We start from the raw sequence: 13,754 nt of genomic DNA, 5'->3' as shown, positions 1-13,754 counted from the left end.
TTCTGGCGCCTTGACCTGATGATCGCGAAACCCACGCCCCCACGCCGTCCCCGTTGGCGCAGCCTGGCCCTGCTGGCCGTGTGCCTGATCCCACTGCTGTGGCCGCTGCATCATCTGGCCGAGCGCTATTACCAGGAAGAGCTGGCCTCGCAGAATCGCCAGACCCTCGACCTGTACGTCGCCAACCTGCTGGGCACCCTGCACCGCTACGAAACCCTGCCGCAAATCCTCGGCGACCTGCCGGCGCTGCGCGGCGTGCTGGCCGACCCGTTCCGCCTGGAAGCGGTGACCAACGCCAACCGCCTGCTCAAGGACATCGTCCAGCAGACCGGTGCCGAGGTCATGTACCTGATGGACGTCAGCGGCAATACCCTGGCCGCCTCCAACTGGGACAAGCACGACAGTTTCGTCGGTCGCAACTTCGCCTTCCGCCCCTACTTCAACGAAGCCATGGCCGGCCACCTGGGGCGCTTCTTTGGCCAGGGCACCACCTCGGCCAAGCGTGGCTACTTCTTCGCCGCCGCCGTGCGCGACCGCGAGCGGATCGTGGGCGTGCTGGTGGTCAAGGTCGACCTCGACCACACCGAAACCCTCTGGGGCCGTACCCCCGAGCAACTGTTGCTGACCGACCATAACGGCGTGGTCATCCTCACCTCTCGGCCGGACTGGCGTTTCCGCGCCACCCGCGCGCTGACCGAGGCCGAGCGCCAGGCGATCATCGCCATCCAGCCGTACCCGACCCAGGCCCCGCAACCCTTGGTGCTGAACCAGGACGCGTGGATCACCCAGACCCGCGACATCAAGGAAACCGGCTGGCAGGTCAGCATCCTCGCCCCGCGCATCCTGGTCGACCGCTCGGTGCAGACGGTGATGGCCATCGGCGCCGGCACGTTGCTGGTGCTGGTGCTGCTGGCCGGCCTGGTGATGCAGCGGCGTCGGCACTATATCGACCGCATCGACTTCGAGGCCCGTGGCCGTCAAGAGCTGGAAAAACGCGTCGCCGAACGTACCGCCGATCTTGAAGGCCTCAACACCCGCCTCAAGAGCGCCGTGCTCGAACGTGAAAACGCCCAGCAGGAGGCCGTGCGGGCCCAGGACGAACTGGTCCAGGCCGGCAAGCTGTCGGTGCTGGGCACCATGTCGGCGAGCATCAGCCACGAGCTCAACCAGCCGCTGGCGGCCATCCGCAGCTACGCCGAAAATGCCGAGATCCTGCTCGACCACCAGCGCACCGAAGACGCCCGCGGCAACCTCAAGCTGATCGGTGAGCTGACCGGGCGCATGGCCTCGATCATCGCCCACCTGCGCGCCTTCGCCCGCCGCGACCGCCACGCCCCAGAAAGCGTGGCCCTGCAGCCGGCACTGGACGACGCCCTGGCGCTGCTGGCCAAGCGCCGCCGGGCGATGGCCGTCGAGCTGATCCGCGACCTGCCAGAGGCCACGTTGTGGGTGCAAGCCGGCGAAACCCGCCTGCGCCAAGTGCTGGGCAACCTGCTGGCCAACGCCCTCGATGCCCTGACCGAAAAGGCCAACCCGCGCCGCCTCTGGCTGAGTGCCGAACAGCGCGATGGCTACGTCTACCTGTACATCCGCGACAACGGCCCGGGCTTCAGCCGCCAGGCACTGGAGCATGCCAAAGAGCCGTTCTTCACCACCAAGACCCGCACCCAGGGCCTTGGCCTGGGGCTGGCCATCTGCGAAAGCCTGATGCGCGCCCTGGGCGGCGAACTGCTGCTGGCCAACCACCCTGAAGGCGGTGCCCTGCTTACCCTGCAACTGCGCGTGGCGGCACCCGGCGCAACCCTGCCCAATTCGGAGGACCCCTCGGCATGAGCCCCGAGACACTGATCGACAGCCAAGCCCAGGTGATTCTGGTCGACGACGACCCGCACCTGCGCCAAGCCCTGAGCCAGACCCTGGACCTTGCCGGGCTCAAGGTGGTGGCGCTTGCCGATGCCCAAGGCCTGGCCGAGCGCATCGAAGCCGACTGGCCCGGTGTGGTGGTCAGCGACATCCGCATGCCGGGCATCGATGGCCTGCAACTGCTGGAGCAACTGCACGGCCGCGACAGCGAACTGCCTGTGCTGCTGATTACTGGCCACGGCGATGTGCCGCTGGCGGTACAGGCCATGCGTGCCGGCGCCTATGACTTTCTCGAAAAGCCGTTCGCCAGCGACGCCCTGCTCGACAGCGTGCGCCGCGCCCTGGCCCTGCGCCGCCTGGTGCTGGACAACCGCAGCCTGCGCCTGGCCTTGAGCGACCGTCAGCAACTGGCCACCCGCCTGGTGGGCCAGTCGCCGACGATGCTACGCCTGCGTGAGCAGATCGGCGCCTTGGCTGGCACCCGTGCCGATGTGCTGATTCTGGGTGAGACTGGCGCCGGCAAAGAGGTGGTGGCCCGCGCTCTGCACGACCTTTCTAGCCGCCGCGACGGGCCCTTCGTGGCCATCAACGCCGGGGCATTGGCCGAATCGGTGGTCGAGAGCGAGCTGTTTGGCCACGAACCCGGCGCCTTCACCGGTGCGCAGAAGCGGCGTATCGGCAAGTTCGAATTCGCCAATGGCGGCACGCTGTTCCTCGATGAAATCGAGAGCATGAGCCTGGATGTGCAGGTGAAGTTGCTGCGCATGCTGCAGGAGCGGGTGGTCGAACGCCTGGGCGGCAACCAGTTGATCCCGCTGGATATCCGCATCATCGCCGCCACCAAGGAAGACCTGCGTCAGTCAGCCGACCAAGGGCGCTTCCGGGCCGACCTGTATTACCGCCTGAACGTGGCGCCGCTGCGCATCCCCCCGCTGCGCGAGCGTGGCGATGACATTTTGGTGTTGTTCCAGCACTTTGCCGACGCCGCCAGCCAGCGCCACGGCTTGCCGCCGCACACCCTGCAGCCGGCCCAGCGCGCCTTGCTGCTGCGCCACGACTGGCCAGGCAACGTGCGTGAGCTACAGAACGTCGCCGAGCGCTTCGCCCTTGGCCTGGAGCTTGCCCTCGACGGCCAGGCGCCCGCTGCGGCAACGCCCACGGCGGCGGTATTGACCGGCAACCTCAGCGAACAGGTCGAACAGTTCGAGCGCTCGCTGATCGCCGCCGAGCTTGCCCAGCCGCACAGCTCGATGCGCAGCCTGGCCGAAGCGCTGGGCATCCCCCGCAAGACCCTGCATGACAAGTTGCGTAAACACAGCCTCAATTTTGACGGCGGCAGTGGCGGGCACGACGACCAGGAGGACAACCGTCCATGAGCAGCGACAGCCAGTACCTGCAATCCGTACTGCACAGCGACATCCCTCTGACCCGCGAAATGGGCCTGGAGGTCATCGATTGGCAGCAGCACACCCTGCGCCTGCAACTGCCGCTGGCAGCCAACGTCAACCACAAGAGCACCATGTTCGGCGGCAGCCTGTACTGCGCCGCGGTACTGGTGGGTTGGGGGTGGCTGCACCTGCGCTTGCGCGAGCTGGGCATCGATGACGGGCATATCGTCATTCAGGAGGGGCAGATCAGCTATCCGCTGCCGGTCACCGGCGCGGCAGTGGCCCGCTGTGCGGCGCCGGACGAGAAGGCTTGGGAGCGCTTCGTGGCGATGTACCAGCGCCGCGGCCGGGCGCGTTTGACGTTGGAAACCACCGTCAGCAATGCCGGCAATGACGAGCCTGCCGTGAAATTCAGCGGCCAATACGTGCTGCACCGCTGACGCACACGCATGGACCGAAACAACGCCTGCTGATCTAGCAGGGGCTCTGTGGGAGCGGGTTTACCCGCGAACACCGGCGAAGCCGGTGCCAGATACCGGGTTGGCTTCTTCGCGGGTAAACCCGCTCCCACAGGATCATGAGGCGCGGGGTTAAGCGTTTTGTTCTTTACACGCCAGATCGATCAAGGCTTGGCGCCAGGCGGCTGCGCGGGGCAAGGCCAGGAAGAACGGATTAAGCAGGGATTCACGCGCCGGGTAGGTGAACGGCTGGCCATCCAGCCCAATCACCTCGCCACCGGCCCCCTCCAATACGCCCTGTGCAGCGGCGGTATCCCACTGCGACGTCGGCGCCAGGCGCGGGTAGCAATCGGCGCTGCCTTCGGCCAGCAGGCAGAACTTCAGCGAGCTGCCGATATTGGCCAGGTCCAGCTCACCCACCGCCGCCCCTAACCCTGCCAACAGCGCCTCTTGCTCGGGGCTGGAATGGCGACGGCTGGCCACCACGGTGAAACGGCCTTCGGCAGGCGGTGCGTTACGCACCTGGATTGGCTGGGCAGCTTCCCCCGCCTCGGCACGCCACGCACCCAACTGGCGCCCACCCGAGTAGCAGCGCCCGTTGGTCGGCATCGAGACAACGCCAAACACCACCACGCCGTTTTCGATCAGGGCGATGTTGACCGTGAACTCTTCACTGCCCGCAATGAATTCCTTGGTGCCGTCCAGCGGGTCGACCAACCACCAGCGGCCCCAGCCCTGGCGCTCGGCCAGCGAAATGTTGCAGTCCTCCTCGGACAGCACGGGGATGTGTGGCGCCAGCGACAGCAGGCCATCAGCGATGATGCGGTGGGCGGCCAGGTCGGCGGCGGTCACCGGGGAATCGTCGGCCTTGTTGGTCACCGCCACGTCGGCCCGCCAGAACGGCAGAATCGCCTCGCCCGCCAGATGGGCCAGCTTGACCACTTCGTGCATCAGTTGCAGGTCGTTCATAGCTCCAGAAGCCCCCGCTGGATCAGCAGGTCGCGCGCCAGGTACAGCGCCGCCAAGGCACGGCCCTCGGTGAATTGCGGGTGCATGGCCAGGGCCGACAGCTCGCGCAGGTTGACCTTGTCTACGCCCATGGGCTCTGGTTCGTCGCCCTCAAGGCGTTCTTCATACAGGTCGGTGGCCAGCACCACCTGGATCTTCTGGCTCATGTAGCCCGGCGACAGCGACAACTCGGTCAGGTGTTCCAGCTGCCGCGCACCAAAGCCGGCTTCTTCCTTGAGCTCGCGGTCCGCCGCTGCCAGCACGTCTTCGCCCGGCTCGATCAAGCCCTTGGGCAGCGACAGCTCATATTCGTCCGTGCCGCCGCAGTACTCCTCGACCAGCACGGCATGCTCGGCATCGAGCATGGCGACGATCATCACCGCCCCGAAACCATTGCCCCGGCCGACCAAGCGTTCATACGTGCGCTCGGCACCGTTGCTGAAGCGCAATTGCACGGCCTCGACGCGGAACAGGCGGCTGCTGGCGACGATTTCGCGGTTAAGGACGGTGGGTTTCTGGCGCATGGGGCAGCTCCTTGGCGTGAACGGGTTACTATACCGTGGCTAGCCGACTGAACGAGAGTTTCCCATGCCTGTTCTTCCCTGGTCTGCCATCGATACTGTCCTGCTGGACATGGACGGCACGCTGCTCGACCTGCACTACGACAACCGCTTCTGGCTGGAGCACCTGCCCCAGCGCTATGCCGAGCTTCATGGCGTGAGCCGGGCCATGGCGGAAATGGAGCTGCAGCCTTTGTTCGAGCGCAATGCTGGCACGCTCAACTGGTACTGCCTGGACTTCTGGAGCCGTGAACTGAAGCTGCCGATCCGCGAACTGAAACGCGAAATCGCCGACCTGATCGCCCTGCGCCCCGACGCCGACACCTTCCTGGCCGCCATCCGTCAGGCAGGCAAACGCGTGGTGATGATCACCAATGCCCACCGTGACTCGCTGTCACTGAAGCTGGAGCGGGTGGAACTTGCGCCGTACTTCGAGCGGCTGATCAGTTCGCATGATTATGGCTACCCGAAAGAGAGCCCACAGTTTTGGGATGCCTTGCAGGCGGATATCGGCTTTGAGCCTGCGCGCAGCCTGTTCATCGATGACACATTGGCGATTTTGCGCAGTGCCCAGCGGTTTGGCGTGGGGCATTTGCTGGCCGTGCGCCAGCCCGATAGCCAGGCTGCACCTCGCGACACCCAGGAGTTTGCAGCGGTCGAGGATTACCGGGATTTGCTGGCAGGCCTGTGATGCTCCTTTTCGCAGGTACAGCGCCGATCTGTAGGAGCAGCCTTGTGCTGCGAAGAGGCCGGTATGGCAAAAGACATACTCTGGCCATACCGGCCTCTTCGCAGCACAAGGCTGCTCCTACAGGCTGATGCGCTACCCTGTGGTACGGGCTGTAAAGATCAGTCGGGAATGCGCAACACCTGCCCCGGGTAGATCTTGTCCGGGTGCGTAAGCATCGGCTTGTTGGCCTCGAAGATCTTGTTGTACTGGTTGGCGTTGCCATACACGACTACGGCAATGGCTGACAGGGTGTCACCCTTTTTCACGGTAACGAACCGCGCAGCCTGAACGACTGGCCCTGTTACGGTGATCTGATCGTCAACGCTGGCCACACCACTGATGTTGCCCGCCGCCAGAATGATCTTCTCCTTCTCCTCCTGGCTGGCCACCTCACCCTTGAGGATGATCTTGTCGCCCTCTACAGTGGCGGTGATGTTCGGATTGCCCAGGCCGACGCTTTCCACGTGTTTCTTCAACTGCTCCTCGGCATTGGCATTGCCGGGGGTCAGTAGGTCGATCAACTTCTCGCCGGCTTCCTTCACGAAACTGAACAGGCTCATTGCGTTCTCCTTGTTGATAAAACCTCGGAGCCAGGAGTCTAGGCCAGGATTGCCCACCCTGCCCCAGTGCGACCAATCGACGCGGTCTATCACGGCATAGACCCTAGCGATTAGACGTGACCGGCCCACAGGCCTAGGCTTGTGCTATCAAAAAGCCGCCGGTAGTCAGCCCCGATGAACAGCAAACCTCCGGTCTGCGCGGCCTCATCGCCTTTGGCCTTGCCCGCCGCCAGCAACACCTACGAGTACGTCCAGCTCAGCGACGCCGAGCGCGCCAGCACGCCATTGGCCGAAGAAGTGGCCCTGGCCATCGCCTTCAACGGCCTCAATCAGGCCGTAATGCTGGTGAGCCCGACCGACCTGGAAGACTTTGCAGTCGGTTTCAGCGTCGGCAGCGGGATTGTCGAAGGCACCCAGGAAATCTATGACCTAAAGCTGTCTGGCAGCGGTTCGGCGATGTACGCCGACCTGGAAATCTCCAGCCGCGCCTTCTGGAACCTGAAAAACCAGCGCCGCCAACTGGCCGGCACCAGCGGCTGCGGCCTGTGCGGGGTCGAAGCCCTGGAGCAGGCACTGCCAGAGCTTGCCGAACTCCCCGGCGCGCCACTGCCGCCCGCGCAGTGGCTGGCTGGCCTGCGCCAGCGCATCGACGCCTTCCAGCCGCTAGGCCAGCATTGCGGCGCGGTGCATGCGGCACTGTTCATGGACCGTAACGGCGAGCTGTTGCTCGGCCGCGAGGACATTGGCCGGCACAACGCCCTCGACAAACTGATCGGCGCCCTGCTGCGCCAAGGCATCGACAGTGAAGGCGGCCTGGCCATCGTCACCAGCCGCTGCAGCCTGGAGCTGATCCAGAAGGTCCTGCGTGCCGGCATCCAGACCCTGGTCAGCCTGTCGGCGCCCACCGGCCTTGCCCTGCAATGGGCACGCAAGCACAACCTCAACCTCATCCACTTGCCCAAGCACAGCGCACCGCGGGTCTACAGCCCAGCGGCGGAGTCGTAACAGCCGTGACCTCGTACCAGCACCTCCCGGACAACGCCCCAGCCTCCTCCCCTCGCTACAAGCCCTACCACGGCCCCGCCGGTGGCTGGGGGGCGTTGCGCAGCGTGGCCAAGGCTTGGGTAGGCAGCGACAATGCGCTGAAGAACATTCGCGCCCTGCTCAAGACCAACCAGAATGGCGGCTTCGACTGCCCAGGCTGCGCCTGGGGCGATTCGCCGGAAAGCGGCATGGTCAAGTTCTGCGAGAACGGCGCCAAGGCAGTCAACTGGGAAGCCACCAAGCGCCGCGTCGATGCCGCCTTCTTCGCCCGCTACAGCGTCAGCGCGCTGCGCGAGCAAAGCGATTACTGGCTGGAGTACCAGGGCCGCCTGACCGAACCCATGGTCTACGACGCGCAACGCGACCATTACCAGCCCATCAGTTGGGAGGCGGCCTTCGCCCTGATCGCCCGTGAACTGAACAACCTGGCAACCCCTGACCAGGCCGAGTTCTACACCTCGGGCCGTGCCAGCAACGAAGCCGCGTACCTCTACCAATTGTTCGTGCGCGCCTACGGCACCAACAATTTCCCGGATTGCTCGAACATGTGCCACGAAGCCAGCGGCGTGGCCTTGGGGCAGAGCGTCGGCGTCGGCAAGGGCACGGTCACCTACGACGACTTCGAGCATGCCGATGCAATCTTCGTCTGGGGCCAGAACCCGGGCACCAACCACCCGCGCATGCTCGACCCGCTGCGCGATGCGGTGAAACGCGGTGCCCAGGTGGTGTGCGTCAACCCGCTGAAAGAGCGCGGCCTGGAGCGCTTCCAGCACCCGCAGAACCCGCTGGAGATGTTGACCAACAGCGACCGGCCGACCAACACCGCGTTCTTCCGCCCGGCTCTGGGTGGCGACATGGCGCTGCTGCGTGGCATGGCCAAGTTCGTCCTGCAGTGGGAACGTGAAGCCCAGGCCAAGGGCGAGCCTGCGGTCTTCGACCACGCCTTCATTGCCGAGCATGGCCACGGCGTCGATGACTACCTGGCCGTGGTCGACGCCACTTCGTGGGAACACATTCAGGCGCAATCCGGCCTGACCCTGACCGACATCGAGCTGGCCGCGCGCATGTACTGCCGTGGCAAGCGGGTGATCATGTGCTGGGCGATGGGCATCACCCAGCACCGCCATTCGGTGCCGACCATCCAGGAAATTGTCAACCTGCAGATGCTGCGCGGCAACATCGGTGCGCCAGGCGCCGGCCTGTGCCCGGTGCGTGGCCACAGCAACGTCCAGGGCGATCGCACCATGGGCATCAACGAGCGCCCGCCGGTGGCCTTGCTCGACGCCATCGAAAAGCGCTTCAACTTCCCCGTGCCGCGGCACAACGGCCACAACACCGTCGAAGCCATCCACGCCATGCTCGACGGCCGCGCCAAGGTGTTCATCGGGCTGGGCGGCAACTTTGCCCAAGCCACGCCAGACACCGAGCGCACCGCGCAGGCGCTGCGCAACTGCGAACTGACCGTGCACATCAGCACCAAACTCAACCGCAGCCACCTGGTCCACGGCAAGCAGGCGCTGATCCTGCCGTGCCTGGGCCGTACCGACATCGACCTGCAGGCCGATGGGCCACAAGCGGTGACTGTGGAAGACTCGTTCAGCATGGTCCATGCCTCCAACGGCCAGTTGAAACCGCTGTCGACGCAGATGCGCTCGGAGCCTGCGGTGGTTGCCGGTATCGCCGCCGCCACCCTGGGCAAACAACCGGTCGACTGGCACTGGCTGGTGGCCGATTACGACCGCATCCGCGACCTGATCGGCGACACCATCCCCGGCTTCAGCGGCTTCAACGAACGCCTGCGTGAACCGGGTGGCTTTTACCTGGGCAACAGCGCCGCCAGCCGCGAATGGAAGACCGCTACCGGCCGCGCCAACTTCAAGGCCAACCTGTTGCCGGATACCTTGCTTGATGAAAGGGTGCGGGCCAGCGGCCAGTTGCCCGACCTGATCATGCAGTCGATGCGCTCGCACGATCAGTACAACACCACCATCTATGGCCTGGATGACCGCTACCGCGGCGTGCGTGGCCAGCGTGAAGTGCTGTTCGCCAACGAGGCCGACATCGTCCGCCTGGGGTTCCAGCCGGGGCAGAAGGTCGACATCGTTTCGTTGTGGGGGGATGAGCATGTGCGCCGAGTGCACGGTTTCACATTGCTGGCCTTCGATATCCCGGCGGGGCAAGCGGCGGCTTACTATCCCGAAGTGAACCCGCTGGTGCCGCTTGAGAGCATTGGCGATGGCAGCCATACGCCGACGTCGAAGTTCATTGCCATCAAGCTTGAGCGGGCGCGGGACAATGGGCGCATTCTTTAGAGATGTGTTGGGTACTTCGCGGGCAATCCGGCTCCCACAGGTACTCCACCAGGCTTGAGGTAATGGTGTAGGAGCGGGCTTGCCCGCGAAAGGGCCGAAAGCAGCACCGCCAAAAACGAAAAAAGCCCTGTTCCGCAACGGTTCAGGGCTTTGTCATAAATACCTCTGACAGCCAAAAAACGATAAAGTTTCACAGCAAATACAGCAACTTAGAGAATTGTGTACAACTCGTGCTACTCGTCGGATTTCAATTGCCAGCCGCGCTCCAGAGCCTCAAATTCGCCTCGTCATCCCTATGAGGCTCTCTTGATGAAGAAGTACTCCTCGATTCTGTTGTTGTCTTTCAGCTTGCTCAGCGGCGTTGCCATGGCCGGTGGCAATACCGAGGCCGGCATTGGCGGCGCATTGGGTGGGGTACTCGGCTCCGTCGTGGGCAACTCCATCGGTGGTAGCACAGGCGGCGCGATTGGTGCCGGCCTGGGCGGCGCCGCCGGCGGTGCACTGGGTGCCGACAAACGCCAGCGTGGCGAAGCCGCCATCGGTGGCGCGCTGGGCGCTGCAGGCGGTAACGTGGTCGGTCGCTCCGTGGGCGGTACCACCGGTAGCTACATTGGTGCAGCAGCCGGCGGTGGTGCCGGGGGCGCGCTGGGTAACTACATGGGTAACAAGGCCGACGAAGACGAGCGCCATGACGATCGTCGCTACCGTCGCAGCTATGACGACCGCCGTCACTACGACCGTGGCCACCATTACGGCCACCGCAAGCACAAGCGCCACTGGCGCGACTAATGCCTGAGGGCCCAGCCCTGGCAACAAAAGCCCCGCCCGTACCGGCGGGGCTTTTTTATGCCTGTTGCCCGAGCTGAAGGCCAGCGAGCACTGCCTGCAGCGCCTCTGGCAACGGCACAGGCCGGCCGCTTGCCCGCTCGATGAACACCTGCACCACCGTCCCCGCCGCACAGGCGTCTGCTTCACCCGGGCGATACAGGGCCAACCGGTACTCCACGGTACTGCCCGCCAGGCGCGTCACGCCCAGCCCCACCTCAAGCACATCCGGAAAGCCCGGCAGGGCGAAGAAGTCTGCAGCCGAACTGACCACAAACGCCGCCAGCGCACCCTCGCGCAGGTCGAATTCAGCCTGCTCCACCAGAAACGCCTGGATGGCGGTTTCGAAGAAGCCATGCACGGTGGCACCGGCGATATGGCCGTTGTGATCGTTGTCTTGCGGGCGGGTGAGGATGGGGTGGAAGTGGGTGAATGCGGAACGCTGAGGAGATTCGGTCATTAGTTATCCACAGTTGATGACACCAGAAGGAAGCTTCCCACAACAATATCGGAAGGCATATAGTCGCAATCAACTATAGATTGCATAGCATGGTTTATCCCGATGAAACCGAGAAAAACACCCGTGCCCACTCATCAAGTAGACCATGCCAACCTGAGCCGATTGGCTGAAGCAGGACGCATCAACGCCACTCACATCGTGAGCCAGCCGGGGGGTTGGGCCATTCAGGTCGATATCAATCAGCAGGAACACATTCTGACCGCCCAACGCAGCGGCAACGTGAGGCTGTTCAAGAAATTCGAAACCCTGGTTACTTACCTGCTCGATCTGGGTATTGAGCATTTCGAAGTCGATGCATCCACGTTTGATCCTGGCCAAACGAGTACCTATCAACGGCCGGATCGTGCCCAGGCCCTCAAAAAGGCCCATGAGGCCGCAGCCTATGAGGCTTGGTTTACTGAACAGGTCGAGGCAAGCCTGAACGATACTTCACCGTTTATGGAGGATGAAGAAGCGGAACGACTGTTCGCCGCACACCGCGCTGCGCTCAGGGCCAAAATTCGCTGATGCGCCTGGTATGGCGTCAGATGGCACGTAAAGACCGTTTTCGCATCATGGACCATATTGCGCAAGATAACCCTGAAGCGGCCATCATGCTGGACGAATCCTTCAGGGAGAAAGCCAGGCGCGCTGCACACAATCCTTCTCTGTACAGAAAGGGCAGGTACCCAGAAACTCGAGAAATCGTGGTACGGCCTAACTATGTGATGATTTACCGCGTCTCGGGCGAGTGCGTTGAGATCATCCGTATTCTGCATGCACGGCAAAAATGGCCTTGATTCACATACGAAAAAGCCGCCCCTGAGGGCGGCTCTGTCGTTGCAACTGCTAGCAGCTTACAGCTGTGGACCAGCAGCCTTGATCGCGTCGGAAACTTCGAATTTCTTGAAGTTTTCGATGAACAGCTTGGCCAGGCCTTTGGCCGCTTCGTCGTAAGCGGCTTTGTCAGCCCAGTTGGTGCGCGGGTTGAGCAGCTCGGTGTCGACGCCCGGAACGGCCTTTGGCACGTCCAGGTTGATGATGTCCAAGTGCTCGGTTTCGGCGCCCACCAGTGCACCGCTCTGGATCGCAGCGATCACAGCACGGGTGGTCGGAATGCTGAAACGCTTGCCAACGCCGTAGCCACCGCCGGTCCAGCCGGTGTTGACCAGGTAAACCTTGGAGTTGAAGCCGTTGATGCGCTTGATCAGCAGCTCAGCGTACTCGCCAGCCGGACGCGGGAAGAACGGCGCGCCGAAGCAGGTGGAGAAGGTCGACTTGATGCCGCCGCCCGAACCCATTTCGGTGGAACCGACCAGCGCGGTGTAACCGGACAGGAAGTGGTAAGCAGCCTGTTCGTTGTTCAGGATCGAAACCGGAGGCAGAACGCCAGTCAGGTCGCAGGTCAGGAAGATGACCGCGTTAGGCTCGCCACCCAGGTTCGCTTCGGAACGCTTGGCAACGTGCTCCAGCGGGTAGGCCGCACGGCTGTTCTGGGTCAGGCTGACGTCGGTGTAGTCGGCGTGATTGTTGGCGTCGAGTACGACGTTTTCCAGCACTGCGCCATGCTTGATGGCTTTCCAGATGACCGGCTCGTTCTTCTCGGACAGGTCGATGCACTTGGCGTAGCAGCCACCTTCCATGTTGAAGACAACGCCTTCGCCCCAACCGTGCTCGTCGTCACCGATCAGGTAACGGCTTTCGTCGGCCGACAGGGTGGTCTTGCCGGTGCCGGACAGGCCGAAGAACAGGGTCACATCGCCTTCTTCGCCGATGTTGGCAGCGCAGTGCATTGGCAGCACGTCAGCGGCCGGCAGCAAGAAGTTCTGCACCGAGAACATGGCTTTCTTCATTTCACCGGCGTAACGCATGCCAGCGATCAGCACCTTCTTCGCGGCGAAGTTGATGATCACGCAGCCGTCGGAGTTGGTGCCGTCACGCTCAGGCTCGCACACGAAGTTGGCAACGTTGAGCACTTGCCACTGGTCACGGCCAGCCGGGTTGAACTGTTCAGGGTTGATGAACAGGCAACGGCCGAACAGGTTCTGCCAGGCAGTCTGGGTGGTCATCTTCACCGGCAGGTAGTGCTCGGCGGCCGCCCCTACGTGAACGTAGGAAACGAAGTGATCCTGGGCGTTGTTGAACGCCTCGACGCGGTCCCACAGGGCATCGAACTTGTCGGCCGGGAACTTGCGGTTGATCGGGCCCCAGGAAATGGCATCCTGGGTGGAAGGTTCTTCGACGATGAAACGGTCAGCCGGCGAACGGCCAGTACGGTGCCCAGTCTCAACGACCAGTGCGCCGGTATCGGCTAGTACGCCTTCACCGCGTTGCAGCGCTTCTTTTACCAGCTCATCGACGCTCAGGTCGGTGTACACGGTGTTGTTGGCTTGCGTCATGAGATACCCCATCCGGCCCGAGGCCGAGTGCTCCAAACGTTTTGTAGTTGTCTGTAAAAAACTACTACAGCGAAAAAAGTGGCCGGATTATGCCAGAAAAGCCCAAAA

General features: G+C 63.4%; 14 protein-coding genes. 9 read left to right on the top strand and 5 right to left on the bottom strand.

Going from position 1 to position 13,754, the window contains the following annotated elements:
* Positions 1-18 precede the first annotated feature (18 nt).
* The 3 genes from GIB19_RS16895 to GIB19_RS16885 are packed head-to-tail and all read left to right on the top strand — an operon-like array spanning position 19 to position 3,691.
* Positions 19-1,833 (top strand): sensor histidine kinase, encoded by a 1,815-nt coding sequence (locus GIB19_RS16895; protein ID WP_027595204.1) that lies wholly within the window; start codon positions 19-21, stop codon positions 1,831-1,833.
* A complete protein-coding gene (locus GIB19_RS16890) occupies positions 1,830-3,239 on the top strand; it encodes a sigma-54-dependent transcriptional regulator (RefSeq protein WP_027595203.1) in 1,410 nt (469 codons plus the stop codon). The genes GIB19_RS16895 and GIB19_RS16890 overlap by 4 nt, the downstream gene beginning before the upstream one ends.
* Positions 3,236-3,691, top strand: coding sequence for a thioesterase domain-containing protein (locus tag GIB19_RS16885; protein ID WP_274887259.1), 456 nt, complete (start codon positions 3,236-3,238; stop codon positions 3,689-3,691). Before GIB19_RS16890 ends, GIB19_RS16885 begins: the two co-directional genes overlap by 4 nt.
* Positions 3,692-3,841: 150 nt before the next feature.
* Here GIB19_RS16885 and cysQ read toward each other — a convergent pair whose 3' ends face one another.
* Both cysQ and nudE read right to left on the bottom strand, forming a co-directional pair.
* On the bottom strand, positions 3,842-4,678 hold the full coding sequence (gene cysQ / locus GIB19_RS16880; protein WP_274887258.1) for a 3'(2'),5'-bisphosphate nucleotidase CysQ: 837 nt from the start codon (positions 4,676-4,678) through the stop codon (positions 3,842-3,844).
* Complete coding sequence (gene nudE / locus GIB19_RS16875; protein ID WP_274887256.1) at positions 4,675-5,241, bottom strand: ADP compounds hydrolase NudE; 567 nt, start codon at positions 5,239-5,241, stop codon at positions 4,675-4,677. Before nudE ends, cysQ begins: the two co-directional genes overlap by 4 nt.
* Positions 5,242-5,305: 64 nt before the next feature.
* Here nudE and yrfG point away from each other — a divergent pair, with 64 nt between their 5' ends.
* The gene (gene yrfG, locus GIB19_RS16870) at positions 5,306-5,968 is read left to right on the top strand and encodes a GMP/IMP nucleotidase (RefSeq protein ID WP_027595199.1); all 663 of its coding nucleotides are present in this window, start codon (positions 5,306-5,308) and stop codon (positions 5,966-5,968) included.
* Positions 5,969-6,126: 158 nt separating this feature from the next.
* Here yrfG and lysM read toward each other — a convergent pair whose 3' ends face one another.
* The gene (lysM, locus tag GIB19_RS16865) at positions 6,127-6,567 is read right to left on the bottom strand and encodes a peptidoglycan-binding protein LysM (protein WP_099428077.1); all 441 of its coding nucleotides are present in this window, start codon (positions 6,565-6,567) and stop codon (positions 6,127-6,129) included.
* 174 nt (positions 6,568-6,741) lie between these two features.
* Between lysM and fdhD the strand changes: the two genes are divergently transcribed.
* From fdhD to GIB19_RS16850, 3 genes are all read left to right on the top strand, one after another.
* Complete coding sequence (fdhD, locus tag GIB19_RS16860) at positions 6,742-7,572, top strand: formate dehydrogenase accessory sulfurtransferase FdhD (protein WP_099428076.1); 831 nt, start codon at positions 6,742-6,744, stop codon at positions 7,570-7,572.
* 5 nt (positions 7,573-7,577) lie between these two features.
* A complete protein-coding gene (locus GIB19_RS16855; protein ID WP_274887254.1) occupies positions 7,578-9,923 on the top strand; it encodes an FdhF/YdeP family oxidoreductase in 2,346 nt (781 codons plus the stop codon).
* A 309-nt stretch (positions 9,924-10,232) separates the two neighbouring features.
* Positions 10,233-10,712 carry a glycine zipper domain-containing protein gene (locus tag GIB19_RS16850; RefSeq protein ID WP_027595195.1) on the top strand — a complete coding sequence of 160 codons (480 nt, stop codon included), beginning with the start codon at positions 10,233-10,235 and terminating at the stop codon, positions 10,710-10,712.
* Positions 10,713-10,767: 55 nt separating this feature from the next.
* On the opposite strand, the gene GIB19_RS16845 is transcribed toward GIB19_RS16850, so the two are convergent.
* Entirely contained in the window at positions 10,768-11,208 is a 441-nt protein-coding gene (locus tag GIB19_RS16845; protein ID WP_085273862.1) for an acyl-CoA thioesterase, read from the bottom strand.
* Positions 11,209-11,310: 102 nt separating this feature from the next.
* On the opposite strand from GIB19_RS16845, the gene GIB19_RS16840 reads away from it, so the two are divergent.
* Both GIB19_RS16840 and GIB19_RS16835 read left to right on the top strand, forming a co-directional pair.
* Positions 11,311-11,775 carry a hypothetical protein gene (locus GIB19_RS16840; RefSeq protein ID WP_274887253.1) on the top strand — a complete coding sequence of 155 codons (465 nt, stop codon included), beginning with the start codon at positions 11,311-11,313 and terminating at the stop codon, positions 11,773-11,775.
* A gap of 20 nt (positions 11,776-11,795) precedes the next feature.
* Positions 11,796-12,047, top strand: a complete 252-nt coding sequence (locus GIB19_RS16835) for a type II toxin-antitoxin system RelE/ParE family toxin (RefSeq protein WP_371918161.1) — start codon at positions 11,796-11,798, stop codon at positions 12,045-12,047.
* 57 nt (positions 12,048-12,104) lie between these two features.
* On the opposite strand, the gene GIB19_RS16830 is transcribed toward GIB19_RS16835, so the two are convergent.
* A complete protein-coding gene (locus tag GIB19_RS16830) occupies positions 12,105-13,646 on the bottom strand; it encodes a phosphoenolpyruvate carboxykinase (protein WP_274887252.1) in 1,542 nt (513 codons plus the stop codon).
* Positions 13,647-13,754: the final 108 nt, after the last annotated feature.

The sequence above is a fragment of the Pseudomonas sp. ITEM 17296 genome, from assembly GCF_028895205.1.
Taxonomy (GTDB): domain Bacteria; phylum Pseudomonadota; class Gammaproteobacteria; order Pseudomonadales; family Pseudomonadaceae; genus Aquipseudomonas; species Aquipseudomonas kermanshahensis.
This window is presented reverse-complemented; position numbering and strand designations above follow the sequence as displayed.